Annotated in this window: 31 protein-coding genes and 1 pseudogene; 13 read left to right on the forward strand and 19 right to left on the reverse strand. The window is 72.7% G+C overall.

What is annotated here, in order from left to right:
- From mug to GHR20_RS30495, 3 genes and pseudogenes are all read right to left on the reverse strand, one after another.
- Complete coding sequence (gene mug / locus GHR20_RS30485; protein WP_243878165.1) at positions 1-489, reverse strand: G/U mismatch-specific DNA glycosylase; 489 nt, start codon at positions 487-489, stop codon at positions 1-3.
- 56 nt (positions 490-545) lie between these two features.
- The gene (purB, locus tag GHR20_RS30490) at positions 546-1,988 is read right to left on the reverse strand and encodes an adenylosuccinate lyase (RefSeq protein WP_153814977.1); all 1,443 of its coding nucleotides are present in this window, start codon (positions 1,986-1,988) and stop codon (positions 546-548) included.
- Positions 1,989-2,188: 200 nt separating this feature from the next.
- Positions 2,189-2,548 (reverse strand): annotated as a pseudogene (locus GHR20_RS30495) (Scr1 family TA system antitoxin-like transcriptional regulator); the annotation flags it as partial.
- Positions 2,549-2,563: 15 nt separating this feature from the next.
- Between GHR20_RS30495 and GHR20_RS30500 the strand changes: the two are divergent.
- Both GHR20_RS30500 and GHR20_RS38185 read left to right on the forward strand, forming a co-directional pair.
- Positions 2,564-2,848, forward strand: coding sequence for a hypothetical protein (locus GHR20_RS30500; protein WP_243878166.1), 285 nt, complete (start codon positions 2,564-2,566; stop codon positions 2,846-2,848).
- Positions 2,849-2,872: 24 nt separating this feature from the next.
- Positions 2,873-3,001 carry a hypothetical protein gene (locus tag GHR20_RS38185; RefSeq protein ID WP_275549800.1) on the forward strand — a complete coding sequence of 43 codons (129 nt, stop codon included), beginning with the start codon at positions 2,873-2,875 and terminating at the stop codon, positions 2,999-3,001.
- Between the two features lie 156 nt (positions 3,002-3,157).
- On the opposite strand, the gene GHR20_RS30505 is transcribed toward GHR20_RS38185, so the two are convergent.
- From GHR20_RS30505 to GHR20_RS30525, 5 genes are all read right to left on the reverse strand, one after another.
- The gene (locus GHR20_RS30505) at positions 3,158-3,973 is read right to left on the reverse strand and encodes an SGNH/GDSL hydrolase family protein (protein ID WP_148026840.1); all 816 of its coding nucleotides are present in this window, start codon (positions 3,971-3,973) and stop codon (positions 3,158-3,160) included.
- Between the two features lie 106 nt (positions 3,974-4,079).
- Positions 4,080-5,093, reverse strand: coding sequence for a hemolysin family protein (locus GHR20_RS30510; protein WP_153814978.1), 1,014 nt, complete (start codon positions 5,091-5,093; stop codon positions 4,080-4,082).
- Entirely contained in the window at positions 5,090-6,433 is a 1,344-nt protein-coding gene (locus tag GHR20_RS30515; RefSeq protein WP_111585415.1) for a hemolysin family protein, read from the reverse strand. The genes GHR20_RS30510 and GHR20_RS30515 overlap by 4 nt, the downstream gene beginning before the upstream one ends.
- A gap of 193 nt (positions 6,434-6,626) precedes the next feature.
- Positions 6,627-7,091 (reverse strand): GNAT family N-acetyltransferase, encoded by a 465-nt coding sequence (locus GHR20_RS30520; RefSeq protein WP_243878167.1) that lies wholly within the window; start codon positions 7,089-7,091, stop codon positions 6,627-6,629.
- Between the two features lie 46 nt (positions 7,092-7,137).
- On the reverse strand, positions 7,138-8,022 hold the full coding sequence (locus GHR20_RS30525) for an LLM class F420-dependent oxidoreductase (protein WP_148026837.1): 885 nt from the start codon (positions 8,020-8,022) through the stop codon (positions 7,138-7,140).
- 257 nt (positions 8,023-8,279) lie between these two features.
- Here GHR20_RS30525 and GHR20_RS30530 point away from each other — a divergent pair, with 257 nt between their 5' ends.
- Complete coding sequence (locus tag GHR20_RS30530; protein ID WP_111585417.1) at positions 8,280-8,522, forward strand: toxin-antitoxin system HicB family antitoxin; 243 nt, start codon at positions 8,280-8,282, stop codon at positions 8,520-8,522.
- A gap of 52 nt (positions 8,523-8,574) precedes the next feature.
- The gene (locus GHR20_RS30535) at positions 8,575-8,913 is read left to right on the forward strand and encodes a fic family toxin-antitoxin system, toxin component (RefSeq protein ID WP_111585520.1); all 339 of its coding nucleotides are present in this window, start codon (positions 8,575-8,577) and stop codon (positions 8,911-8,913) included.
- Here GHR20_RS30535 and GHR20_RS30540 read toward each other — a convergent pair whose 3' ends face one another.
- From GHR20_RS30540 to bioB, 4 genes are all read right to left on the reverse strand, one after another.
- A complete protein-coding gene (locus tag GHR20_RS30540) occupies positions 8,914-9,600 on the reverse strand; it encodes a class I SAM-dependent methyltransferase (RefSeq protein WP_153814979.1) in 687 nt (228 codons plus the stop codon).
- Positions 9,601-9,699: 99 nt separating this feature from the next.
- Positions 9,700-10,416 carry a dethiobiotin synthase gene (bioD, locus tag GHR20_RS30545; protein WP_153814980.1) on the reverse strand — a complete coding sequence of 239 codons (717 nt, stop codon included), beginning with the start codon at positions 10,414-10,416 and terminating at the stop codon, positions 9,700-9,702.
- A gap of 1 nt (position 10,417) precedes the next feature.
- Entirely contained in the window at positions 10,418-11,707 is a 1,290-nt protein-coding gene (locus GHR20_RS30550; RefSeq protein ID WP_153814981.1) for an adenosylmethionine--8-amino-7-oxononanoate transaminase, read from the reverse strand.
- Complete coding sequence (bioB, locus tag GHR20_RS30555) at positions 11,700-12,902, reverse strand: biotin synthase BioB (protein WP_153814982.1); 1,203 nt, start codon at positions 12,900-12,902, stop codon at positions 11,700-11,702. Before bioB ends, GHR20_RS30550 begins: the two co-directional genes overlap by 8 nt.
- Before the next feature lie 148 nt (positions 12,903-13,050).
- Here bioB and GHR20_RS30560 point away from each other — a divergent pair, with 148 nt between their 5' ends.
- Positions 13,051-14,178 (forward strand): 8-amino-7-oxononanoate synthase, encoded by a 1,128-nt coding sequence (locus GHR20_RS30560; protein WP_148026833.1) that lies wholly within the window; start codon positions 13,051-13,053, stop codon positions 14,176-14,178.
- A gap of 108 nt (positions 14,179-14,286) precedes the next feature.
- Here the strand turns inward: GHR20_RS30560 and GHR20_RS30565 are convergent, their stop codons facing one another.
- Together GHR20_RS30565 and GHR20_RS30570 are read right to left on the reverse strand one after the other, a co-directional pair.
- Entirely contained in the window at positions 14,287-14,511 is a 225-nt protein-coding gene (locus GHR20_RS30565) for a DUF397 domain-containing protein (protein WP_111585423.1), read from the reverse strand.
- Positions 14,512-14,521: 10 nt separating this feature from the next.
- Positions 14,522-15,385: a helix-turn-helix transcriptional regulator gene (locus tag GHR20_RS30570; protein WP_111585424.1), complete on the reverse strand. Its 864-nt coding sequence runs from the start codon at positions 15,383-15,385 to the stop codon at positions 14,522-14,524.
- Positions 15,386-15,598: 213 nt separating this feature from the next.
- Between GHR20_RS30570 and GHR20_RS30575 the strand changes: the two genes are divergently transcribed.
- Positions 15,599-16,057, forward strand: coding sequence for an ATP-binding protein (locus GHR20_RS30575; RefSeq protein ID WP_111585425.1), 459 nt, complete (start codon positions 15,599-15,601; stop codon positions 16,055-16,057).
- 153 nt (positions 16,058-16,210) lie between these two features.
- Here the strand turns inward: GHR20_RS30575 and GHR20_RS30580 are convergent, their stop codons facing one another.
- The 3 genes from GHR20_RS30580 to GHR20_RS30590 form a co-directional block, all read right to left on the reverse strand.
- Positions 16,211-16,684: a C40 family peptidase gene (locus GHR20_RS30580; protein ID WP_111585426.1), complete on the reverse strand. Its 474-nt coding sequence runs from the start codon at positions 16,682-16,684 to the stop codon at positions 16,211-16,213.
- Between the two features lie 574 nt (positions 16,685-17,258).
- Positions 17,259-17,567 carry a hypothetical protein gene (locus GHR20_RS30585; RefSeq protein WP_111585427.1) on the reverse strand — a complete coding sequence of 103 codons (309 nt, stop codon included), beginning with the start codon at positions 17,565-17,567 and terminating at the stop codon, positions 17,259-17,261.
- Between the two features lie 7 nt (positions 17,568-17,574).
- Entirely contained in the window at positions 17,575-18,201 is a 627-nt protein-coding gene (locus GHR20_RS30590) for an ATP-dependent Clp protease proteolytic subunit (protein WP_153814983.1), read from the reverse strand.
- Between the two features lie 88 nt (positions 18,202-18,289).
- On the opposite strand from GHR20_RS30590, the gene GHR20_RS30595 reads away from it, so the two are divergent.
- The 7 genes from GHR20_RS30595 to GHR20_RS30625 all read left to right on the forward strand — a co-directional run bounded on the left by GHR20_RS30595 (position 18,290) and on the right by GHR20_RS30625 (position 23,429).
- Positions 18,290-18,592 (forward strand): type II toxin-antitoxin system Phd/YefM family antitoxin, encoded by a 303-nt coding sequence (locus GHR20_RS30595; RefSeq protein ID WP_153814984.1) that lies wholly within the window; start codon positions 18,290-18,292, stop codon positions 18,590-18,592.
- A gap of 243 nt (positions 18,593-18,835) precedes the next feature.
- Positions 18,836-19,138, forward strand: coding sequence for an urease subunit gamma (locus GHR20_RS30600; protein ID WP_086811025.1), 303 nt, complete (start codon positions 18,836-18,838; stop codon positions 19,136-19,138).
- Between the two features lie 11 nt (positions 19,139-19,149).
- Positions 19,150-19,461, forward strand: a complete 312-nt coding sequence (locus GHR20_RS30605) for an urease subunit beta (RefSeq protein ID WP_111585429.1) — start codon at positions 19,150-19,152, stop codon at positions 19,459-19,461.
- Complete coding sequence (locus GHR20_RS30610) at positions 19,454-21,175, forward strand: urease subunit alpha (protein ID WP_153814985.1); 1,722 nt, start codon at positions 19,454-19,456, stop codon at positions 21,173-21,175. Before GHR20_RS30605 ends, GHR20_RS30610 begins: the two co-directional genes overlap by 8 nt.
- A 16-nt stretch (positions 21,176-21,191) precedes the next feature.
- Positions 21,192-21,869, forward strand: a complete 678-nt coding sequence (locus tag GHR20_RS30615) for an urease accessory UreF family protein (RefSeq protein ID WP_153814986.1) — start codon at positions 21,192-21,194, stop codon at positions 21,867-21,869.
- A gap of 61 nt (positions 21,870-21,930) precedes the next feature.
- Complete coding sequence (gene ureG / locus GHR20_RS30620; RefSeq protein ID WP_153814987.1) at positions 21,931-22,608, forward strand: urease accessory protein UreG; 678 nt, start codon at positions 21,931-21,933, stop codon at positions 22,606-22,608.
- Positions 22,605-23,429 (forward strand): urease accessory protein UreD, encoded by an 825-nt coding sequence (locus GHR20_RS30625; protein WP_153816188.1) that lies wholly within the window; start codon positions 22,605-22,607, stop codon positions 23,427-23,429. Before ureG ends, GHR20_RS30625 begins: the two co-directional genes overlap by 4 nt.
- 43 nt (positions 23,430-23,472) lie before the next feature.
- Here the strand turns inward: GHR20_RS30625 and GHR20_RS30630 are convergent, their stop codons facing one another.
- Positions 23,473-24,198, reverse strand: coding sequence for a lysophospholipid acyltransferase family protein (locus tag GHR20_RS30630; protein ID WP_153814988.1), 726 nt, complete (start codon positions 24,196-24,198; stop codon positions 23,473-23,475).
- 105 nt (positions 24,199-24,303) lie between these two features.
- Complete coding sequence (locus tag GHR20_RS30635; protein WP_153814989.1) at positions 24,304-24,948, reverse strand: isoprenylcysteine carboxylmethyltransferase family protein; 645 nt, start codon at positions 24,946-24,948, stop codon at positions 24,304-24,306.
- Between the last annotated feature and the right edge of the window lie 290 nt (positions 24,949-25,238).

Here is a 25,238-nt window from a genome sequence, read left to right on the forward strand (position 1 = left end):
CTACTCCTCGGCGGCCAGCCGCAGCCGCCCGTACTCCTCCGCCATCGTCGCCGCCGTCCAATGGGCGTTCAGGCCGCTGGGGTTGGGGAGGACCCAGATCCGGGTGTTCCCGATGGCCCGCTCCTGCGGACCGATCCGGGCGGTGCGGTCGGCGAAGGCGGCGCGGTAGGCGGTCACACCGACCACGGCGAGCCAGCGCGGCGCGAGGTGCCCTACCTTCTCGGTCAGCAGCCGGCCGCCCTCGGTGTACTCCTCGGCGGTCAGCTCGTCCGCCCGGGCGGTGGCCCGGGCCACGACGTTGGTGATGCCGAGGCCGTACGACAGCAGGTCCCCCTGCTCGGCCGGTTTCAGCAGGCGCGGGGTGAAGCCGGACAGGTGCAGCACCGGCCAGAACCGGTTGCCCGGGCGGGCGAAGTGGTGGCCGGTGGCCGCCGTCATCAGGCCCGGGTTGATGCCGCAGAAAAGGACCCGGAGGCCGCCCGCGACCACGTCCGGGACGAGACGGTCGCGGGCGGCCTCCAGGTCCGCCTTCGTCGGACGCGGAGTCAGAGGATCGCTCCGGGGGTGTAGCCGGCGGCCTCGGGGCGCTGCTTGACGATCTCCTCGATCCGGCCGACGACCACGCCGACCTGGGCGGCCGCGGCGCCCGTGAAGGACAGCTTGTCGGCCATCAGCGCGGCCAGCTGGTCACGGCCCAGCGGCAGCCGCTCGTCGGCGGCGAGCTTGTCCAGCAGATCGTTGCGCTCGGCACCCTGCTCGCGCATGGCGAGGGCGGTGGCGACGGCGTTCTCCTTGATCGCCTCGTGCGCGACCTCGCGGCCGACCCCGGCGCGCACCGCGCCCATCAGCACCTTGGTGGTGGCGAGGAACGGCAGGTAGCGGTCCAGCTCACGGGCGATGACCGCCGGGAACGCGCCGAACTCGTCCAGCACGGTCAGGAAGGTCTCCAGCAGGCCGTCCAGCGCGAAGAACGCGTCCGGGAGCGCGACGCGGCGCACCACGGAGCAGGACACGTCGCCCTCGTTCCACTGGTCGCCCGCCAGCTCGCCGGTCATCGAGGCGTAGCCGCGCAGGATCACCATCAGGCCGTTGACGCGCTCGCAGGAGCGGGTGTTCATCTTGTGCGGCATCGCCGAGGAGCCGACCTGGCCGGGCTTGAAGCCCTCGGTGACCAGCTCGTTGCCGGCCATCAGCCGGATCGTCCTGGCCAGCGAGGACGGCGCCGCCGCCAGCTGCACCAGCGCGGTGACGGCCTCGTAGTCCAGCGAGCGCGGGTAGACCTGGCCGACCGAGGTGAACGCCTCGGAGAAACCCAGGTGGGAGGCGATCCGCTGCTCCAGCTCGGCGAGCTTGGCCGCGTCGCCGCCCAGCAGGTCCAGCATGTCCTGCGCGGTGCCCACCGGGCCCTTGATGCCGCGCAGCGGGTAGCGGGCGAGCAGCTCCTCCACGCGGCCATAGGCCACGAGCAGCTCGTCGGCGGCGGTCGCGAAGCGCTTGCCGAGGGTGGTGGCCTGCGCGGCCACGTTGTGCGAGCGGCCGGCCATGACCAGCTCGGCGTACTCGCCGGCCAGCTTGCCCAGGCGGGCGAGGACGGACACGCTGCGGTCGCGCATCAGCTCAAGGGAGAGCCGGATCTGGAGCTGCTCGACGTTCTCCGTGAGGTCGCGGGAGGTCATGCCCTTGTGCACGTGCTCGTGCCCGGCGAGGGCGTTGAACTCCTCGATCCGCGCCTTCACATCGTGCCGGGTGACCTTCTCGCGCTCGGCGATCGAGGCCAGGTCGACGGTGTCGAGGACACGCTCGTAGTCGGCGATCGCCTCGTCCGGCACCTCGATGCCGAGATCCTTCTGGGCCCGCAGCACGGCGAGCCAGAGCTGCCGCTCCAGTTTCACCTTCTGCTCGGGCGACCAGAGCGTGGCGAGCTCGGCGGAGGCGTAGCGTCCGGCGAGGACGTTCGGAATGCGGGGCTTGACGGGCGCTGAAGTCACGTGTCCAGAGTTTACAGTCCGTCCATACAGGGTCCGTACCGTCCAGGGACCGTAGGAAACTACAGGTCAGCGGGCCCTTGCGTGGGTCATCACGTATCTGTCCGTGAGACGAATGTGAGACGGGTCGAGTTGGTGTCCGCCGAGGTGAACGTGACACAGCCCGGTGAGATCTCCCAGTACCTGGACGCGTTCGAGCGGCTCGACACGAAGCGGTCGTCGTAGACATGAAAGGTCTCTTCGGGCCAGTGCGTTCGCTGAGCCGTCATCGGGACGATGCCGAGGGATACCGCCGGCAGCGCACCAGCGGTGAGAAGGTAGCCGAGTTGTGCGGCCATCGCGTCCGTGTCCGCGATCCGGTAGTACAGGGCCGGCTCCTCGATGACGACGATGAAGCGATGCCCCTGCTCGTGGACGATACGGGAACGGGCGATGCGTGCACGGGCGGCCTCGGCGCTGTCGCCGGCCGGAAGGCCGTGAACGTCTGCGGCGATCCCGAGGACGGCGAGCGCGTAGCCCTCGGTCTGGAGCAGGCCGGGAACGAGACCTGCCGAGTACAGCCGGTGGCACTCCGGATCGTGGACGAGGGCTGGCACGCCCTGCTGCTCCACATTGCCATGTACGCCGAACTGTGCGACCGGCTCGGCGGCGCCTTCGTCCACCACTATCCGGGCTATGACCCCACCCTGTACGACCGTGAGATCGTCGACCGCACCCGCGAAAAGATCACCGCTCTCGGGTGGGTGGCAGACCCGGAACTGTGGGGACCGCCTTCCGACGAGACCCTCGTCTCGGTCGCGGCGAAGTGCCAGCACGCCCCGGAGTGCACGATCAAACCCATGCCGAAGCCCGAGTGGCCGTAACCTCGCTCCGTGAAGGGAGGCCACATGGAATCCGAGTGGATCGATCCGCGATACGCGAAGCTCGTCGCGGCGTGGAAGGCCGCACAGCGGCCGACATCGCGTGACCCCGAACCAAAGCCTGCGCGAGGGTTCATCATCCTGTCGAAGGGCTGACAGCACGTCCCCGGGACGCCCGCCCTCGTCGCTTCCCAGGGATGGCGAGGGCGGGCGGCCCTTGCCTCCGCTGGCCGGGGCTGAGGCGGTTACCCAGGCACGGGTATCTCACTCGCTCACGAAGCTCAGCGACCGCCATCCCGAGCACCGCGCCCCTTACGCCCGGCCCTCGTACGCCTCTCGCGCCTCGGAGTGTACGTACGGGAGCAGTTCCGGGCGCTTGGCCGGCAGGCCGTCGCCGGAGGAGCGGCCGGTCAGGCGTCTGGCTATCCAGGGCAGCAGATGCTGCCGGGCGAAGCGGACGTCCGCCGTTCGCCGGGCGAGCCAGGCCGGGGGCGCGGTGGCCGGCATCGGCACCTGCCACTCGGTGTCCTCGGGCGGGTAGCCGAGCGTCTGCCAGACCGCCTCGGCCACCCGGCGGTGCCCGTCGGCCGTCAGATGCAGCCGGTCCACGTCCCACAGCCGGGGGTCGGCGAGCGCGGGGGCGCCGTACAGGTCGACGACGAGGGCGCCGTGCCGCGCGGCCAGCTCGTCCACGGTGGCGAACAGCTCCTCCATGCGCGGCCGGAACCGTTCCAGGACCGGGCCCTGGCGGCCGGGGCTGCGCATCAGCACCAGCCGCTCGCAGGAGGGGGCGAGCCGCTCCACGGCCTCGGTGAGCAGCCCGCGCACCCGGCCCATGTCGCACTTGGGCCGCAGGGTGTCGTTGAGCCCGCCGACCAGGGTCACCACGTCGGCTTTCATGGCGGCGGCCGTCTCCACCTGCTCGTCGACGATCTGCCCGATCAGCTTGCCGCGCACGGCGAGATTGGCGTACCGGAAGCCGGGGGCGCTCGCCGCCATCCGCGCGGCAAGGACGTCCGCCCAGCCCCGGTAGGAGCCGTCGGGCAGCAGGTCCGACATGCCCTCGGTGAAGGAGTCGCCGACCGCGACCAGGCTGGTGTACGGGGGAGGAGTGGGATTCGTCTGCATGGCGAGAGCGATGGTATCCCGGCTCCATACCCAGCGGTCGGTCGGTAGGTAAAACCTGGCGGACAACCTGGCAGACCCGCGGGAGAACGCAGGGAGGGCCGCGTGCTCAGGCCGGTTGCCCGAACAGCTCCCGCAGCACGTCCTCCATGGTCACGAGGCCGGCGAGGCGGCCGTCCTCGCCGAGGACGGCCGCCACGTGGTTGCGGCTGCCCCGCATCGCGGTGAGCACGTCGTCCAGCGGGGTGTCCGCCTTCACCCGGGCGATGGGCCGCATGTCCCGCAGCTCGAACGGCAGGTTCTGGGGCAGGGCGTCCAGCGCGTCCTTGACGTGCAGATACCCGACAATGCGGCGGCCCGGGTCGACCACCGGGAACCGGGAGAAGCCCGAGTCGGCCGACAGCCGCTCCAGCTGCTCCGGGGTGACGCCCACCTGCGCGTACACCACCCGCTCCAGCGGTACCACGACGTCCCGCACCGGGCGGCTGCCCAGTTCCAGGGCGTCGTGCAGCCGCTCCTGCGCCCGGTCGTCGATCAGGCCCGCCTCGCTCGCGTCCTTGACGATCTCGGCGAGCTGCGCGTCGGTGAAGGTCGCCGCCACCTCCCCCTTGGCCTCCACCCGGAGCAGCTTCAGCAGCGTGTTGGCGAACGCGTTCACCGTGAAGATCACCGGGCGCAGCGTCCGGGACAGCGCGACCAGCGGCGGTCCGAGCAGCAGCGCCGAGCGCACCGGCTCCGCGAGCGAGATGTTCTTGGGCACCATCTCGCCCAGCAGCATGTGCAGATAGGTCGCCAGGGTCAGCGCGATCACGAACGACACCACATGGCCCACGCTCAGCGGCACGCCCACCGCGTGGAACACCGGTTCCAGCAGATGCGCGATCGCCGGCTCGGCGACCACACCGAGGACCAGTGTGCACAGCGTGATGCCGAGCTGGGCGGTGGCCAGCAGCGCGGAGACGTGCTCCAGGCCCCACAGCACGCTCCTGGCCCGCCGGTCGCCCTCCTGCGCGAGCGGCTCGATCTGCGAGCGGCGCACCGAGATCAGCGCGAACTCACCGGCCACGAAGAACGCGTTGACCACGAGGGTGGCCAGACCGATCAGCAGCTGTACGGCGATCATCGCGCCCCCTCCGTCGTCCTGTCCCCGCGCTCGTCGTCCAGCGGCGCGTGCAGCAGCACCCGGGCGGCGCGCCGCCCGGCGGCGTCCACCACGTCGAGGCGCCAGCCCGCGATCTCGACCCGGTCGCCCACCTCGGGTATCCGGCCCAGCTCGGTGGCGACCAGACCCGCCAGGGTCTCGTACGGCCCGTCGGGCACCCGCAGTCCGACGCGCGCGAGCTGGTCGGTGCGGGCGGCGCCGTCGGCCGAGTACAGGGCCCGGCCGCTCTCGTCCGCGCCGGCCGGGGCGAGGTCGGGCGTCTCGTGCGGGTCGTGCTCGTCGCGGACCTCGCCGACGACCTCCTCGACGATGTCCTCCAGGGTCGCGACGCCCGCCGTGCCGCCGTACTCGTCGATGACGACGGCCATGGTGCGGCGGCCGGAGAGCCGGTCGAGGAGCCGGTCGACGGTGAGGGACTCGGGCACCAGCAGCGGCTCCCGCAGCAGATGCGAGATGCGGCGGTGGCGGCGGTGCTCGGCGGGCACCGCGAGGACGTCCTTGATGTGCACGGTGCCGACGACCGAGTCGAGGTTGCCGCGGAAGACCGGGAAGCGGGACAGGCCCGTCGCCCTGGTCGCGTTCGCCACGTCCTCGCAGGTCGCCTGCTCGTCCAGGGCGATGACCTGGACGCGCGGGGTCATCACGTTCTCCGCGGTCAGATCGGCCAGATTCAGCGTGCGCACGAACAGCTCGGCGGTGTCCGGCTCCAGGGCGCCCTGTTTCGCGGAGTGCCGGGCGAGCGCGGCCAGCTCCTGCGGCCCGCGCGCCGAGGCCAGCTCCTCGGCGGGTTCGAGACCGAGCCGGCGTACGACATGGTTGGCCGTGTTGTTCAGCTGGGCGATGAAGGGCCGGAACGCGGCGCTGAACCAGCGCTGCGGGGTGCCCACCCGCTTGGCGACGGCCAGCGGCGAGGAGATCGCCCAGTTCTTGGGCACCAGCTCGCCGACGACCATCAGGAACACCGTGGACAGCGCGGTGCCGAGGACCAGCGCCGCCGATTGCGCGGCGCCGCCCGACAGTCCCAGGGCGCGGAACGGACCGGCGAGCAGCTTGGCGATCGAGGGCTCGGCGAGCATGCCGACGACCAGGTTGGTGACGGTGATGCCGAGCTGGGCGCCGGACAGCTGGAAGGTCAGGTTCCGTACGGCCTTCAGGGCGCCCGCGGCGCCCCGCTCGCCGCGCTGCGCGGCCCGCTCCAGCTCGCCGCGCTCGACCGTGGTCAGCGAGAACTCCGCGGCCACGAACGCGCCGCAGGCGAGAGACAGCAGGATCGCCACCAGAAGGAGCAGCACTTCGGTCATCGGGTCACCCCCGTCCCATGATCGGACGGGGAACGGCGGGGCGCGCGGTGTCGCGGGCCGGGGGGCTCGCCCATGGAGGGACGCTCACTACCTTTCACAGAGGACCGAGTGCTCCCTCCAGGGTAAAGGATGGGCAAAGCAATGCCGGGGCCTGTGGATAAAGCACGGCCGGGAGCCTGTGGACAACGTCGCCTCAGCCGGTGAGCGGCTTCACCCAGCGCCGCCACTGCTCCTCGGGCCCGTACCCGGCCGCGCTCCACGCGTACCGCGCCCGCTCGTTGCGCACCAGCACCATCGCGTCGGCGCGCCGCCCGCCGAGGCGTACGAAGCGTTCCTCGGCGGCGGCCAGCAGGGCCGTGGCGATGCCCTGGCGCCGCCGCTCGGGGGCCACCGCGAGCCGGTACAGATGGCAGCGCCAGCCGTCGAAGCCCGCGATCACCGTCCCGGCCGGCGCACCGCCCCGCTCGGCCAGGATCAGCGCCCCGGGGTCGCGCGCCACCAGGCGCTCCACCCCGGCGCGGTCGTCGCTGATGCTGGTGCCCTCGGCGGCCGTCCGCCAGAAGCCGAGCACGGCGTCGAGGTCATCGGGTACGGCGGGACGCAGGCGCGGTTCGTCCGACGGCTCGTTCGGCAGCCCGTTCATCGGCAGCTCGTTCATGCGGGCCACCCTGGTCGCGGCCGGACCCCGCGCGCCGGGGTTTCCATCATGCGGACTCGGCGCGCAGCCGCTCGATCACCGGCGCGAACGCCTCCATCTGAGGCTCCAGGACGGTCAGGTTGGTGAATCCGTACCGCTCGCGCTGCGCCCTGATCTTCGCCACGACCTCCTCCAGCGGGCCCACCAGCATGATGGGGAGCGCCAGCGCGGCCGCCAAGGTCAGGTGCGGTTGCCGCTCCAGCACGGGTTTGAGCGCCGATCCGGGATCATCGGTGACCGCGGCCTGCTGGATCAGCAGGTTCAGCTCGGCGGGCTCGGCCCGGCCGGCCGCGAACTCCCGGTAGCGCTGCACCCGTTCGTCCAGCTCGTCGGCGGTGAGCGGTTCGAGCGACCGCGTGCTCCCCGTCCGGACGCCCGAGAAGGCCGCGATGTCGGCGTGCTCGGCGGTCAGCCGCAGCATCCGGTCGCCGTTGCCGCCGATCAGCAGCGGCACCCGGGCCTGCTCCGGCCGCGGCTGGTACTCCGCGGAGCCGAGCAGCCGCGCCAACTCCTCGACGGTGCGCCGCAGATGGTCCACCCGCTCGCCCGGGGAGCCGAACGGCAGCCCGGCCGCGTCATGCTCCTCCCGCACATAGCCGGTGCCCAGGCCGAGTTCGAGCCGGCCGCCGGTGAGCGCGTCCGTGGTCGCGACCTCCCGGGCCAGCAACGTCGGGTTGTAGAAACCCGCGTTGAGCACGAGCGTGCCGACCCGGGCCCGCTCGGTCGCCTGCGCCGCCGCGACCAGCGCCGGGAAGGGCGCCACCCAGCCGAGATGGTCGGGGACGAGGATCACGTCGTAGCCCAGTTCCTCGGCGCGACGGCACTTCGCCCGCCACTCGGCCGCGGACGCGGGCGTGAGCAGGTTGACCCCGAAGCGGAACGGACGCGCCATGAAGTCTCCTCGGCGTCAAGCGAATTGACCTTCATCCGGCATTCCACCACAGCCGGTGCCGGTGTGCCCGGCCGACACCGTGTCGAGCCCCGCCAGGCAGTGCATCGGCGGATGTGGACAAGCCCGCCTCCCGGCCGCCGGTACGAGCTGTCCCGGATGAGCCTCATATGGCCGGGCGCCCAGCGGCGCGCCCCTGCGCCCCCTCGTGTATCCGCTCCCGCTTGCCCCTGCTAGCGCTTGGGCGCTAGCGTCGAGGTATGGCGAAGACCCAGCTGAACGTGCGCGTGGACGAGGGCACCGCCCGCGCGGCGCGCGAGCGCGCGCTGGCCCGGGGGATGAGCGTCAACCGCTACATCGAGGAACTGGTCAGACAGGACACCGGCGAAACCGGCCGCACCTTCGTGGAGGCCGCCGCCGACTTCATGAAGCGGTACGAGTCCGTGTTCGCCGAGGAGTTCACCGAGGCGCGCGGTACCGCGCCGGGCGAAGGACGCAGCTGATCCCTTGAGCGACTCCCCGAACGGGCTGAGCATCGACCTCGCCTGGCTGCTCATGCTCGCCGAACAGAAGACACCCGGGGACCCGCAGGTCACCGACTGGGGCGCGCTGATCGCCGCCGTCGCCCGGCACCGGGCGGAGATCTTCGGCGTGCCGGTGTACGAGACGCCGTACACGCGCGCCGCCGCCCTTCTCCAGCTGCTCATCCATGTGCCGGCGCTGGAGCGCTCCAACGCGCTGTTCGCCTCCGCGGTCGCCTACGCCTATCTGGTGGCCAGCGGCGCCAAGGTCGCCACCACGCCGGAACAGGTGCGCGACCTCGCCCGGCTGGTCAAGGACGGCGCGGCGAGCATCGACGACATCGCCCGGGAACTGCGCCGCTGGAGCCTGTGATCAGCCGGTGCCCGGTCCGTCGTCCGGACGCCAGGCGGTCCCGAGCACGCAGTACGAGGCCGGCAGCCGCGGTCCGCCCTGCGGGAGGGACAGCTCGCGGTACGGCCCGAGTTCGAACCCGGCGCGGCGCAGCGCGGCCACCGGGTCCCGGGCCAGGTGGCAGCCCCCGGCGAGCGCGGGCCACACCGTACCGTCGAGGGCGCGCTGGGTCAGCCGCATCGCCCGCCCGCCGCCGCGCCCGTGCTCGAAGAACCGCACCTGCCCGCCGGGCCTGAGCACCCGCCGCGCCTCACCCAGCGCCCGTGCCACATCGCGCACACTGCACAGCACCAGCGACAGCACGACCGCGTCGAACGCCCCGCTCCGCGCGGGCAGCGCCTCCGCCGCGCCGGGCACCACGTCGACCGGCACCGGTGCGCGGTGCGCCGACTCCCGGGCCAGCCGGCCCAGCAGCGGCTCCGGTTCGACGGCGAGGACCTGTGCGACGGCGGCGGGATAGCGGGCGAAGTTGAGCCCGTTGCCCGCGCCGACCTCGATCACCCGGCCGGACAGCCCGGCGAGCAGCCGCTCCCGCATCCCGGCGAACCCGAGCCGCGCGTCCGCCCCGGTGCTGACCCGCGCGTAGTACCGCGCGAACACCGGATGCCGTACGGGCGCCGGCCCCGGCGCCTCGGACCCCAGCCGCATACCGACCTCCCGGACATCACGGACCTGGGGGAAGTATCCCCGCGATCCGCCCGGTGAGTCCCCGACGCCCCGGCCGGGGACCCTCCGGCAGAAGGGCCGTCAGGCACCTTCCCGCGCGCGGAACGCCTCCGCGTCCCAGGTGCCGTCCAGCCGCGGCGACAGCCAGCCCGGGGCCGCCGCGCGGAAGGCCGCCGGCGGCAGTGCGCCCGCGCCCGAGGGCAGCGCGCCCAGCAGGGGCGTGCCCGAGACCTCGGGCAGGTCGGCGACGTTGCAGCGGGTGGCCAGGTCGGGATCGGCGGGCCAGCTGCCGATCACCACGCCGAGCGGCTCCAGGCCGTGCCGGCGCAGCTCGCGCGCCGTCAGCTCCGTGGCGTTCAGCGTGCCGAGGCCCGCCTGGGCCACGATCAGCACCGGCGCGCCCAGCGACCGCGCCGCGTCGGCCAGCGTGCCGCCCGCCGCGTCGAACCGTACGAGCAGCCCGCCCGCCCCCTCGACCAGCACCAGATCGTGCTCGGCGGCCAGCTTGGCCGCCCGCTCGGCCACCTCCTGCGGATGCACCGGCGCCAGGCCGGCCCGCCGCGCCGCCGTGCCCGGGGCCAACGGCTCGGGAAAGCGGGCGACTTCCTCCGCCGTGACGGCACCGGCGAGCCGGGCCACCTCGTCGGCGTCCCCGCGCTCGTCGGGCCGTACCCCCGTCTGGGCGGCCTTGAGGACGGCCACCGAACGTCCGGCCGCGAGCGCCGTCGCGGCGACGGCGGCCGTGGTGACGGTCTTGCCGACCTCCGTGCCCGTCCCCGTGATCACCAGTACCGGCATCTCATCCCTCCCGCGCCGCCGCGCACACCGCGCGCGCGATCCTCGCCACGTCCTCGTCGGAGGTGACGTACGGCGGCATCGTGTACACCAGATCGCGGAACGGGCGCAGCCACACGCCCTCCCGCACGGCCGCACGGGTGGCGGCGGCCATGTCGATCTCGTGGTCCAGCTGGACCACCCCGATGGCGCCCAGCACCCGTACGTCCCGCACACCCGGCAGCCCGACCGCCGGGGCGAGACCCGCGCTCAGACCCGCCTCGATCCGCTTGACCTCCGCCCGCCAGTCCTGGCCCGTGAGCAGTTCCAGGGAGGCGCAGGCCACGGCCGCGGCGAGCGGATTGCCCATGAACGTCGGCCCGTGCGCCAGCACCGGCACCTCGCCCCGGGAGATCCCCGCGGCCACCCGCGCGGTGCACAGCGTGGCCGCCATCGTCAGATAGCCGCCGGTCAGCGCCTTGCCCACGCACATCACATCCGGGGTGACGGCCGCGTGATCCGCCGCGAACAGCGCGCCCGTACGCCCGAAACCGGTCGCGATCTCGTCGAACACCAGCAGCACGTCATGCGCGTCGCACGCCTCGCGCAGCACCCGCAGATAGGCGGGGGAGTGGAAGCGCATACCGCCCGCGCCCTGCACCACCGGCTCCACGATCACCGCGGCCAGTTCGTCCGCGTGCCGCCCGATCAGCTCGCGCAGCTGCTCCGCGTACGACTCCTCGTACCCGGCCGGCGGCGCGTCCGCGAAGACCTGGCGCGGCAGCACGCCGGACCACAGCTCGTGCATCCCGCCCTCGGGGTCGCACACCGACATCGGCTGCCAGGTGTCCCCGTGGTAGCCGCCCCGCCAGGTCAGCAACCGCTGCTTGCCGGGCCGACCGAGCGAACGCCAGTACTGGAGGCACATCTTCACGGCGACCTCGACCGACACCGAGCCGGAGTCGGCCAGGAACACATGCTCCAGGCCCTCGGGCGACATGTCGACAAGGAGCTTCGCGAGCCGGACGGCGGGCTCATGGGTGAGGCCGCCGAACATCACATGGCTCACGCGCTCCAGCTGCCGCCGCGCCGCCTCGTTGAGCACCGGGTGGTTGTAGCCGTGGATCGCCGACCACCACGACGACATGCCGTCCACCAGTTCGCCCGAGCCGTCCGCGAGCCGCAGCCGGACCCCGCTCGCCGATTCCACGACGAGCGGTTCGGCGCGTCCGGGCATCGGGCCGTACGGATGCCAGACGTGCCGCCGGTCCAGCTCCAGCAGCTCGGGGACGCTCAGGCCGGGCTGGTCAGGCATTGGGCGCGAGATCCGTTCCGGCGCCCCGGCGGCGGACGGCGACCAGATCGGTGCGGGGCTCGTTCGCGGCCACCGGCTCGGCGGCCGGCTCCGCGGGGGCCGAACCGCAGACCCCGGCGCCCTCGCGGCAGCCACCCGCGGCGGAGTCGTGGCAGCCGGTGTCGGCACCCTGGTGGCAGCCGCCGGCGCCCGCCCGGTGCTCCGGCAGGGTCACCTGGTCGGCGCCCTCCACCTCGAAACCGGCGTCGGCGATCATCTCCAGGTCGGCCTTGCCCGCCTGGCCCTCGCTGGTCAGGTAGTCGCCGAGGAAGATGGAGTTGGCGAGGTTCAGTGCGAGCGGCTGCATCGTGCGCAGATGCACCTCACGGCCGCCCGCGATGCGCACCTCCACGTCGGGGCAGACGAAGCGGACCATCGCCAGGATGCGCAGGCAGCGCTGCGGGGTGAGGTTCCACTCCTTGGCCAGCGGGGTGCCCTCGAACGGGATCAGGAAGTTCACCGGGACGGAGTCCGGGTCCAGCTCGCGCAGCGAGAAGACGACGTCCACCAGGTCCGCGTCGCTCTCGCCCATGCCGGCGATCAGACCGGAGCACGGGGAGAGACCGGCGGCGTGCGCCTTCTGCACCGTGTCCACCCGATCGGCGTACGTGTGGGTGGTGGTGATCTCCCCGTAGGTCGATTCCGAGGTGTTCAGGTTGTGGTTGTAGGCGTCCGCGCCGGCCTCGCGCAGCCGTTCGGCCTGGCCGTCGGAGAGCAGCCCGAGACAGGCGCACACCTCGACGCCCTCGTTGCCGTCCTTGATGGCCTTGATGGTCTGCGAGACCCGGTCCACGTCCCGGTCCGTCGGGCCGCGCCCGCTCGCCACCAGGCAGACGCGCTTGGCGCCGCCGGCCAGCCCCGCGGCGGCCGCCTGGGACGCCTCGCCGGGCTTGAGCCACGTGTACTTGAGGATGCCCGCCTCGGAGCCCAGCCGCTGGGAGCAGTAGGAGCAGTCCTCGGGACACAGGCCGGACTTGAGGTTGACCAGGTAGTTCAGTTTCACGCGCCGGCCGAACCAGTGCCGGCGCACCTTGCCGGCCGCGGCCACCACATCGAGCAGGTCGTCGTCGGAGGTGGCCAGCACGGCGAGCGCTTCCTCGCGGGTCGGCAGCTCGCGCCGAAGCCCCTTGTCCACCAGCGTGTTCAGCAGGTCCATGAGGCCCGATCCTGTCTTACGGGACCGCCCCGGGCCAAGGAGAGTTCACACAAGGAACACCGTTCACCGTGTGGGTATTGCCACACGGTGCGTGCCGGGTCGGGCCAGCTAGGGTCTGTGCGCTACCTACAAAACCTCCGGAGGACTCATGGCGTTCGGCTGGATCGAGGAGCAGGCCCGGGCGCGTCACCGGGCCGGACTCGTACGGCGCCTCAGCCCGCGCCCCGCCGCCTCACCGCTGCTGGATCTGGCGAGCAACGACTACCTGGGCCTGGCCCGGCACCCCGAGGTGACCGAGGGCGCGGCCACCGCCGCCCGCACCTGGGGCGGCGGCGCCACCGGCTCCCGGCTGGTCACCGGCACCACCGAGCTGCACGCCGAACTGGAGCGGGAGCTGGCCGCGTTCTGCGGCTTCGAGGCGGCCCTGGTGTTCTCCTCCGGGTACGCCGCGAACCTGGCCGCCGTCACGGCGCTCGGCCCGCACGGCTCGCTCGTCGTCTCCGACGCGGGCAACCACGCCTCGCTCATCGACGGCTGCCGGCTCGCCCGGGGCGAGACCCAGGTCGTCGGGCACGCCGACCCGCAGGCGGTGCGCAAGGCCCTCGCCACCCACGAAGGGGCGGCGATCATGGTCTCGGACACCGTGTTCTCGGTCGACGGGGACCGGGCACCGCTGGAGCGGCTCGCCGAGGCGTGCCGGGAGCGCGGCGCGGGACTCGTCGTGGACGACGCCCACGGTCTCGGCGTCCTGGGCGACGGCGGCCGGGGTGCGACGTGGGCGGCCGGCCTCGCGGGCGCGCCGGACGTGGTGGCCACGGCCACGCTGTCCAAGTCGCTCGGCAGCCAGGGCGGGGTGGTGCTGGGTCCGGCCGGGGTGATCGACCACCTGGTCAACGCGGCCCGGACGTTCATCTTCGACACCGGGCTCGCGCCCGCGGCGGCCGGTGCGGCCCTCGCGGCCCTGCGGCTGCTCGGGCGGGAGCCCGAACGGGCGGCGCGGGCCCGCGAGGTGGCGGGGGAGCTGCACGGACGGCTGACCGCCGCGGGTCTGGAGGCGGTGCGTCCGGACGCCGCGGTGGTCTCCGTACGGGCCCCGTCCCCGGAGCAGGCGGTGCGCTGGGCGGCCGACTGCCGTACGGCGGGCCTGGCCGTGGGCTGTTTCCGTCCTCCCTCCGTGCCCGACGGCATCTCCCGGCTGCGGCTGACCGCCCGCGCGGACCTCTCCGGGGCCGAGATCGCCGACGCGGTGCGGGTGATCGGCGAAACGCGACCATGAGTCGGCGTGGCACGGCCGTGCTGCACGGCTGATCGGGTCCGACGAGTCTGTCCGGCCGGTCCTGCGGCGTCCGACTGGTCCTGCGGGTTCCGGCCGGTCCTGCGGGTTTCAGCGGAGCGCGGCCACGAAGCCGGCCCAGCTGTCCGGGGAGAAGAGCAGCGCGGGCCCGGCGGGGTCCTTCGAGTCGCGCACGGCGAGCAGTCCGGACCAGGGTCCGCGGCGCGGCCGTGCCGTCTCCACGCAGTTGTTGGCTCCCGTGCTGTAACTGCTGCGCAGCCAGCGCACGGCGTACAGGTCGGTACTGGCAGGGACGTTCCGAGGCAGAGCTGACAATGGTGCCTCCTTACGCGCCGTCACCTATCCCGGCGATGTAGTCGAGCGAATCGTGGGGGGTAAGAGCGTGGCTCTGAAGGGTCTGGAAGGCATCCGAGTACGCCCGGAGGTCTTCTTTCCGTTCGAGGTAGAGGCTACTCGTCAACTGGTCGAGAACCACAACATCGAGATCAGAAGTGCTCGGAAATGAGAAAATAACGAAAGGGCCGGTGAGGCCGACATGCGCGCCCGCCCCGAACGGCAGTACCTGGAGCCGTACTTGGGGCAGCCGGGCCGCCTCCATGAGCCGCTCCAGCTGGCGCGCCATCACCTCCGGACCGCCGACCTCGCGGCGCAGCACCGCCTCGTCCAGGACCGCGGACAGCTCCAGCGGCGGGTTCGAGCGCAGCACGTCCTGCCGGGCCAGCCGCACCTCCACCAGCGCGTCCAGGCGCTCCTCGGCCAGGTCCTTGACGGCCGCCCGGGTCACCGCGCGGGCGTACTCGGCCGTCTGGAGCAGACCGGGCACGACGGTCGTCTCCAGCGTGCGCATCGCCCTGGCCTGCGACTCCAGGCTGATGAAGTCCCGGTACGTGGGTGGGAGCACCCCGCGGTAGGCGTGCCACCAGCGGTTGCGGTCGCCGTCGCCGTCCTCGGAGCCCGCCAGCATCAGCAGCAGCTCGCGCAGCTGGGCGTCGCGCACGGCGTAGGCGTCCAGGAGTAAGCGAAGATCGGCCGGTTTCACACCACTGGCGCCCGTCTCGATGCGGCTCACCTTCGACTGGTGCCAGCCGACCAGGCGGGCCGCCTCCCCACTGGTGAGCCCCGCACCGGTGCGCAGCGTGCGCAGTTCGGCACCCAATTTGCGGCGGCGCACTGCCGGCCCGTTCTGCATGGGCTCCTCCTTACTCCTTACGGGCCGCCCGAATACGGTCTCCCGTCGCAGAGTTCACCGCATCGAGCGACAGATATATGCACATCTTGGTGGATCGCTCCCCGTGACCGGTTCGGTGGTGGCAGTCTGGCGAGGAAGCACCAGTCCGGGACCGTACTCGAACCATCCGCTCCATGCAGGACTCCGGTCCCGTGGGAAAGGGACGACGTCGCCATGGCAGACCACCTGGAAGCATCCGTCACCCTGCCGAGCGATCCCGCCTCGGTCGCCGCCGCGCGGTCGTACGTGGTGAGCACCCTGGCGGAGTGGGGCCTGCCGCCGGACACCGAGGCGGCCGACACGGTGCGGCTCATCGTCTCCGAACTGGCCACCAACGCCGTCCAGCACACCTTCGGGCAGTCCCCGACCTTCACGGTCGACCTCGCGCTGGAGCGCGACGAACAGCTGCGCATCGGCGTCACGGACAGTCATCCGCGCTTCCCGAAGAGACTGCCCGCGGCCGTGCAGCAGGACAACGGACGGGGCATGGTGATCATCCGCTGGCTCACCGCCGAGTGCGGCGGCAGGCTCCGCGTCCGCCCCACCCGTGAGGGCGGCAAGACGGTCTCCATCGAACTGCCCTGGGCCGCCCCGGCCGAGCCGGTGGCGACGGCGGGTCAGCAGGAGCCGTAGCGGGGGAGCCCGGCGCGGAGCCGCGAAACGTTCATGCGGCGGGCGCGCGGGACCCGTCCCGGGCCGCCCGAGGTCTCGAGGCGGCGCCGGGTGAGGGGGAAAGGCACAAGGAGCGGCCCGGTGGCTGGAGTCGCTCCCCCGTGCGCGGGCGGGTCAGCTGACCCGGCCGTACCAGACGCTCTTGGTCCAGATCTTCTCCAGCCGCACCACGGAGCCGCTCTTCGGCGCGTGCCAGATCTTGTTGTGACCGGCGTAGATACCGACGTGGTAGACGTTCGAGCCGTAATGGAAGAACACCAGGTCGCCGGCTCTGCGGCTGCCGAAGGAGATGTGGTGCGTCTTGTTGTACTGCTGCGCGGCGGTCCGCGGCAGCTTCTTGCCGGCCTTCTTGAACGAATAGAGCGTCAGCCCCGAGCAGTCGAACCGTCGCGGCCCGGTGCCACCCCACTGGTACGGGGCACCCCTCTTGGACGCCGCGATGTTCAGGGCCTTCGTCGCCATCGTCGCGGCCGAGGCATCGGTGGAGAGGCCAGGCACCGCGATCGAGCCGCCGACGGCGGCCAGGGTGAGGGCCGATGCCGTACCGGCACGGGCCATCAGCGACGGGACACGATTGAGCGCAGTCATGCGCAACCCTTCGTCAGCCGCCTGTGAAGGATGACCTGTCGGATTCGGGCTGGCGAAGTTGCCCGGCCGCGTTGCCACGGCTTCACCCCAAGGGCCGCCCGAAGCGTCCGTCCGTCCGCTCACGCGGACTGCCGACCGTTCCGGGGACCCGCCTTGCCTGGGTCCTCCACTCCTGCCGATCCACTCCTGTCGACCGGTCATCCGGGCGGCGGCAGGACTCGGCGTCCGCCCGGACCGCCCCGCCGCGGTGGCGGGGGCTTGTCGTCAGACAGGGATCTTGACCTACAGCTGTCGGAAAATCCCAACGGAATCGGGGATTTGTGGGGTTACTCACCACTCGCCCGTTCGGGTGGAAGCGGCTCCGTTCGATGCTCCATCAATTCCCGTGCGTAGCGCCGGACCTGGGAAAACACGGCCGGGGACGGCGCACGGACCCGGTCCGCGCGCAACTCGGGAGAGCCGGAAACGGATCCGGATATACACCGGTCGGCGGTACGTCGTTCGGACCGTTTCGTGCCCGGACCCGGCGGTCACGCGGACATCGCGCGCCCACCGGGTCCGGCGGTCGTCCGGATCAGCCCACGGCGTCCGGCGGAAGCGCGACGCGAGCGGCCCGGCGCTCACCGTCGAGCACCCTCAGCGCCCGTGCCAGCGTGCCCCCGTGCACCTCCCGCTCGCCCCGGTCGTGCATCAGCTCCAGCGCGTCGCGCAGCTCCTCCGCCTTGCGCACCAGCGCCTGCGCGGCGCGCAGCCCGCGATAGGTGTCGCCGTCGCGCGCCGGGTTGATCCTGCCGAGCAGGTCGACCACCGCCAGATAGTGGTCGACCACCTCGCCCTCCGCGTGCGTCAGCGCCGGCAGCGGCGGCAGCTCCTCGGGCAGCACGGCCGGCTCACCGCTCGCCGGGGAGGTCCCGGCGGCTGGGCACCACGCCGTCCACCAGGCCGTACGACTGCGCGCCCGGCGCGTCCAGCATGAGATCGCGCTCCAGGTCCTGGTGGACCTGCTCCTCGGTGCGCCCGGTGTGCCGGACCAGCATCTCCTCCATCAGGGTCCGCAGCCGGACCAGTTCCTCGGCCTGGATGAGCAGATCGCTCGGCTGGCCCTGCGCCGGCTCGGGCAGCTCGGGCTGGGAGAGCACCACGCGCGCGCCGGGCAGGGTGAACCGCTTGCCGGGGGTGCCGGCGGCCAGCAGCACGGCGCCGACCGAGGCGGCCTGGCCCAGGCAGTACGTCTGCACCTCGCAGGTGACGTACCGCATCGTGTCGTAGACGGCCGTCATCGCGTGGAACGAGCCGCCCGGGCAGTTCAGGTAGAGCGTGATGTCCCGGTCCGGGTCCAGGTGTTCGAGGTGCATGAACTGGGTGATCACATCGCCGGCCGCCGCCTCGTCCAGGGGCGTCCCGAGGAAGACGACCCGGTTCTCGAACAGCTTCGAGTAGGGATCGAGCCGGCGCTCCCCGAAGTTGGTGCGCTCGGTGAACTCGGGCAGGACGTAACGGGCGGACGGTCGGGACATCTGGGCACACCCCTCCTCACGGCGGAGACCGGCGATCTCCGACTTCTGTACAGAATGTACAGGACGTACCTGCCGTTATGATGGGCGCATGGCCTACGAGATTCCGGTGACGCAAGCCAGGGCTGAGCTCGCCGACCTGATCAACCGGGTGGTGTACGGCGGCGAGCGCGTCGCCGTGACCCGGCACGGCAAGCCGCTGGCCGCACTGGTCTCGGCCGCCGACCTGGCACGGCTCGAGGCTCTCGACGCCGCCGAGGAGGCGGGCGAGGAGCAGGTGGCCCGCTCGGTGTCCCGTATCCGCGAGTCCGCCGTCCACGAGGCGCCGTCCGCTCCGCGCGAACGCCAGCGTTTCGGCATCGCGGCGGAGTACCAGGGGCCGGGCGTTTCCTGAACCTCCCCTGGAAGCGGGTCGGTTATCGCCGGTGCCATAGGGCGGTCATGCGCCGCCCAAAGGCTGGTTAACGTCGTTGAAACTCCGGCGAACTAGCCTGCGCATCCATGCCACCGGAGGGTTTTTGTGCCCCCATTGATCACGGTCGGTCCCCATTCGTCCGTGTGTTACACCTGACTCCCGTCGCGGTGGCTGCGGCACCCGGGCCCCGCACGGTCCGGAGCGAGGACTGTGAGGTGGGACGTGCAACTGACCCCGCACGAGCAAGAGCGGCTGCTCATCCATGTGGCGGCCGACGTGGCCGAAAAGCGCCGGGCCCGCGGCCTTCGGCTCAACCACCCCGAGGCGGTCGCCCTCATCACCTCGCACATCCTGGAGGGCGCGCGCGACGGCCGTACCGTCGCCGAGCTGATGTCCACCGGCCGCAAGCTCCTCACCAGGGACGACGTCATGGACGGCATCGCGGAGATGATCCATGACGTGCAGGTCGAGGCGACCTTCCCGGACGGCACCAAGCTCGTCACCGTGCACGAGCCGATCATCTGAGGGGCCCGGCGATGATTCCCGGAGAGATCCTGTTCGCGGACGACCCCGTGCGCGTCAACGAGGGCCGGGCCATCACCCGGCTCACCGTCCTCAACGCCGCCGACCGGCCCGTCCAGGTCGGCTCCCACTACCACTTCGCCGAGGCCAACCCCGGCCTGGAGTTCGACCGCGGCGCCGCGCGCGGCAGGCGGCTGAACGTCGCCGCCGGCACCGCCGTGCGCTTCGAGCCCGGCATCCCGGTCGACGTCGAACTCGTCCCCCTCGCCGGCGCCCGGATCGTGCCGGGGCTGCGCGGCGAGACCGGGGGTGCCCTCGATGCCTGAGATCTCCCGCGGCGCCTACGCCGACCTGTTCGGGCCGACCACCGGCGACCGCATCCGGCTCGCCGACACCGATCTGCTGATCGAGATCGAGGAGGACCGCGCGGGCGGTCCCGGCCGCGCCGGGGACGAGGCGGTCTTCGGCGGCGGCAAGGTCATCCGCGAGTCCATGGGCCAGTCCCGGGCCACCCGCGCCGACGGCACCCCCGACACCGTGATCACCGGGGCCGTCGTGGTGGACCACTGGGGCATCGTCAAGGCCGACATCGGCATCCGCGACGGCCGGATCACCGCCCTCGGCAAGGCCGGCAACCCCGACACCATGGACGGCGTCCACCCCGACCTGGTGATCGGCCCCGAGACCGAGATCATCGCGGGCAACGGGCGCATCCTCACGGCCGGCGCCATCGACGCGCATGTCCACTTCATCTGCCCCCAGGTCGCCGACGAGGCGCTGGCCTCCGGCATCACCACCCTGGTCGGCGGCGGCACCGGCCCCGCCGAGGGCTCCAAGGCGACCACCGTCACGCCCGGCCCCTGGCACCTCGCCCGGATGCTGGAGGCGATGGAGTCCTACCCCCTGAACATCGGCTTCCTCGGCAAGGGCAACACCGTCAGCCACGAGGCGATGCTCTCCCAGATCCGCGGCGGCGCCGTCGGCCTGAAACTGCACGAGGACTGGGGCTCCACCCCCGCCGTCATCGACGCCGCGCTCACCGTCGCCGACCGCACCGGCATCCAGGTCGCCATCCACACCGACACCTTGAACGAGGCCGGGTTCGTCGGCAACACCCTCGCCGCGATCCGGGGCCGGGGCATCCACTCGTACCACACCGAGGGCGCGGGCGGCGGGCACGCGCCCGACATCATGACCGTGGTCTCGCAGCCCAACGTGCTGCCCAGCTCCACCAACCCGACCCGGCCGTTCACCGTCAACACCGCCGAGGAACACCTCGACATGCTGATGGTCTGCCACCACCTCAACCCGGCCGTCCCCGAGGACCTCGCCTTCGCCGAGTCCCGGATCCGGCCCTCCACCATCGGCGCGGAGGACATCCTCCACGACCTCGGCGCGATCTCGATCATCTCCTCCGACTCCCAGGCCATGGGCCGGGTCGGCGAGGTGATCCTGCGGACCTGGCAGACCGCCCATGTCATGAAGCGGCGCCGGGGCGCCCTGCCCGGCGACGGCCGCGCGGACAACCACCGGGTACGGCGCTATGTCGCCAAATACACGATCAACCCGGCGCTCGCCCAGGGCCTCGCCACCGAGACCGGCTCCGTGGAGCGGGGCAAGCTCGCCGACCTCGTGCTGTGGGAGCCCGCGTTCTTCGGGGTGAAGCCGCTCCTCGTGCTCAAGGGCGGCCAGATCGCCTACGCGCAGATGGGCGACGCCAACGCCTCCATCCCCACCCCGCAGCCCATCCTGCCCCGCCCGATGTACGGCGCGATCGGCCGCGCCCCGGCCGCCAACTCCGTCAACTTCGTCTCCTCCCTCGCCCTGGAGGACGGGCTGCCGGAACGGCTCGGGCTCGGCAAACGGTTCGTGGCGATCGACTCCACGCGCGCGGTGACCAAGGCCGACATGCGGGAGAACGACGCCCGCCCCGACGTCCGGATCGACCCCGACAGCTTCGCCGTGCACATCGACGGCGAGCTGGTCGAGGCGACCCCGGCCGCCGAACTGCCCATGGCCCAGCGCTACTTCCTCTTCTGACGGCAGCGACGCAACCGTGACGACACACGCCGCACTGCTCGTGCTGGCCGACGGCCGCTTCCCCGCCGGAGGGCACGCCCACTCCGGCGGGGCCGAGGCCGCCGTCAAGGCGGGGCGCATCACCTGCGCCGCCGACCTGGAGGACTTCTGCCGGGGCCGGCTGCACACGGCCGGACTGGTCGCGGGCGCGCTCGCGGCGGCGGCCGCGCTCGGCCTGGACCCCCGGGAACTGGACGCGGCGGCGGACGCCCGCACCCCCTCACCGGCGCTCCGGCTCGCCGCCCGCCGCCTGGGCCGCCAGCTGCTGCGGGCCGCCCGGGCGAGCTGGCCCGGCGCGGAACTCGACGAGCTCGCCCGCTGCTTCCCCAAGGGCGCCCACCAGCCCGTGGTCCTCGGCCTCGCCGCCCGCGCGGCCGGACTCGGTCCCCCGGACGCGGCGTACTGCGCCCTGTACGAGAGCGTGAGCGGATCGGCGACCGCGACCGTACGACTGCTCAGCCTCGACCCCTTCGACGCGACCGGCGTACTGGCCCGGCTGGCACCGGAGCTGGACGCGGTCGCGCGGACGGCGGTCGACGCGGCGGGCAGAGCGGCCGCGGAAGGGCTCCACGCGCTGCCCGCGGCCTCCGGCCCGCTGCTGGAGATCATGGCCGAGGCCCACGCCAGCTGGCCGGCCCGGCTGTTCGCCTCCTGACCTGTCCCGCTCACCCCGCACCACCCGTTGAGAACAAGCCCCCGGCCTCCAGGAGCCGTACATGCACCTCGACCACTCCCACCACGGCCCCGCCGCCGTGAGCGCCGACGCCCACCGCCCGGACGGAACGCGCCGTGCCCTGCGCATCGGGCTCGGCGGCCCCGTGGGATCCGGGAAGACCGCCACCGTGGCCGCGCTCTGCCGCGAGCTGCGGGACGAGCTGTCCCTCGCCGTCGTCACCAATGACATCTACACCCGCGAGGACGCCGAGTTCCTGCTGCGGGAGGCTGTGCTGCCGCCCGAGCGGATCACCGCCGTGGAGACGGGCGCCTGCCCGCACACCGCGATCCGGGACGACATCTCCGCCAACCTGGAGGCCGTCGAGGACCTGGAGGAGACCGTCGGACCGCTGGACCTGATCCTGGTGGAGTCCGGCGGCGACAACCTCACCGCCACCTTCTCCAAGGGCCTGGTGGACGCCCAGATCTTCGTCATCGACGTGGCCGGCGGCGACGACATCCCGCGCAAGGGCGGCCCCGGTGTCACCACCGCCGACCTGCTGCTCGTCAACAAGACCGACCTCGCCCCCTACGTCGGCTCCGACCTCGCCCGGATGGCCGCCGACGCCAAGGCCCAGCGCGCCGAACTCCCCGTCGTCCTCCAGTCCCTGCGCGGCGACAGCGGCGTCGCCGAGGTGGCCGCCTGGGTCCGCGAGCGGCTCGCCGCGTGGACGGCATGACCCTCACCGGCGTCCGGCCCGCTCCCCGGAACGGAGCCCTCAGCGGCGTCCGGACCCCGGGCACCGCCCTCAGCGGAGTCCGCGCCGACGCCCGGATCGTGGCCCGCGCCGACGGCCGGGGCGGGACCGCGCTGCCCGTGCTGGACGGCTCGGGCCCGCTGGCGCTGCGCCGCACCCGGGGGAGCGGCACCGAGGCCCGCGTGATGGTCGTCGGTGCGATGAGCGGCCCCCTCGGCGGCGACCGGTTCACCCTGGACGCCCGGGCGGAGGCGGGCGCCCGGCTGCACCTGGGCTCCACCGCCGCCACCCTCGCCCTGCCGGGCCAGGCCCCCGGCGAGGCCCGCTACGACGTCCGGCTCGACGTGGCCGACGGCGCCGAACTGCGCTGGCTGCCCGAGCAGCTGATCTCGGCCACCGGCAGCGACCTGCGCGTCACCACGCTGGCCGAGCTCGCCGCCGGTGCCCGGCTGGTGCTCCGCGAGGAGCAGGTGCTCGGCCGGGCGGGGGAGCGGCCCGGACTGCTCACCAGCCGCCTCACCCTGCGGGTCGCCGGCCGCACGGTCCTGGACCAGCAGCTGTCCTGCGGTCCCGGCGCCCCCGGTGGCTGGGACGGCCCCGCCGCCCTCGCGGGCCACCGGGCGGTGGGCCAACTCCTCGTTGTCCGGCCTGAGTTCGCCGAGCAGCCGCCCGCACCCCGGATGCTGGGCGACCACGCCGCCCTGATGCCGCTGCCCGGCCCCGCCGCCCTGGTCACCGCCCTCGCCCCGGACGCGCTGCGGCTGCGCCGGGTGCTGGACGAGGGACGGGCCCTGCTGGAGTGAGCGGCCGGGGACGGGGTGAGGGACCGGGGACCGGGGACGGGCGTCAGCCGAGCGGTGCCTTCGGGAATCTGCGTTCCTTCGCGCCCCGCTCGGTGGGCTGCTCGGCCTTGGCGACGGCGGCGTACTGATCGACGTACTCCTGCTCGGACAGGGCCAGGATGGCGTACATGATCTCGTCGGTGACGGCCCGCAGGACCGCCTTCTGCTCCTCCATGCCAGCGAAGCGGGAGAAGTCGAGGGGCTTGCCGAAGCGGATGGTGACGGGACGGACCCGGGGGAGGGTCCTGCCGGGCGGCTGGGCCTCGAAGGTGCCGATCATCGCGCAGGGGATCACCGGGACGCCCGCCCGCAGGGCCATCACCGCGACCCCGACCTTGCCCTTGTACAGCCGCCCGTCGTGCGAGCGCGTCCCCTCCGGGTAGATGCCGAGCAGTTCGCCCTTGTCCAGCACCCCGAGACCCTCGCGGATCGCGGCCTGCCCCGCCTCCTTGCCCGAGCGGTCCACCGGGATCTGTCCGGCACTGCGGAAGAAGAACGCGGTGAGCCGGCCCTTGATCCCGGGCCCGGTGAAGTACTCGGCCTTGGCGAGGAAGGTGATGCGCCGCTTGAGGATCGCCGGCATCAGGAAGTGGTCGGAGAAGGAGAGATGGTTCCCCGCGACGATCGCGGGACCCGTCGCCGGCACATGGTCCAGGCCCTCGATGCGGGGCCGGAAGACCAGTCTGAGCAGGGGACCCAGCAGCATGTACTTGAGCAGGTAGTAGAACAAGGGGGTCGCTCCTCACTCCGGCGGCTCGGCTCGGTCGCGAGGACAGCGTGCTGCTACTTGTCCCCGGGGGCAACCGGACCGGAGAGCTTGACGCGATCGACCGTGCTAGGAGCGGCCGCCGCCACCGGTGCCGCGCGGATGCGGGCGGGCGGGGCGCAGCCGGGGTATGAGGGCCGGGACCCGGGAGCGGTAGGCGTCGTAGGCGGCGCCGAACTCGCCCGCCATCAGGGCGTCCTCGGCGCGGACCCGGCGCAGCAGCCAGGGGATCGCGGCGGCCAGGAACGCGGTCCAGACGCCGAAGCCGCCGGCCAGCATCGAGCCGGTGACCAGGCCGAGGACGCCGGTGTAGATGGGGTGGCGGACCAGTCGGTAGGGGCCGTCCGTGCGCAGTTCATGGTTCTCCCGGAGGGAGGGGACGCTGTCCCACATGGTGCCCAGGACCCAGCGGGCCCACAGCAGCAGGGCGGTGGAGACGAGGGCGAGCAGGGCGCCGAGCACGGCCGGCTCGGGGCGCCAGAACTGGAGGTGCTCCCAGAAGCCCCGGGTGTGCCGGACCACCACGAGGAACAGGGCCACCCCCGCGATCAGTAAGAGCCGGCGTGACGCGGAGGCGCGTGACGCGCGGAGCCAGTCGCGGACGCCGCCGTGGTGTCTGATGCCGAAGTAGGCGGCACCGAGCAGCCAGGCGGCGGCGAAGACCAGAAAGCAGACACCGGTGAGGGCGACGAGCGCCGGGCGCAGCGAGTTCATGCCTCAAGGCTGCGCCCGGCAGCCCACCGCTCACCAGCACCCACGGGTCGATGGAGAGCTCTCCACCCATGGATGGAGAACCCTTGGATGCCTCCCCGTACCCAGCCCCTCAGGGCCCCTGAGGGGCTGGCCTCCGGCAACCAGCTCCAGGGGGCGGCCCCCGCCCTTCCCCCGGACCTGCGCCCTGCCTTCAACCCTCTGCCTTCAACCCCCTGCCCCCGGGGAGCCGGCCTCCGGAAACCAGCCCCTGGGGCGGCCCCCACCGCCCCCTACCCCCCTGCCCCCGAGGA

It is taken from the genome of Streptomyces sp. SUK 48 (assembly GCF_009650765.1).
Lineage (GTDB): Bacteria > Actinomycetota > Actinomycetes > Streptomycetales > Streptomycetaceae > Streptomyces.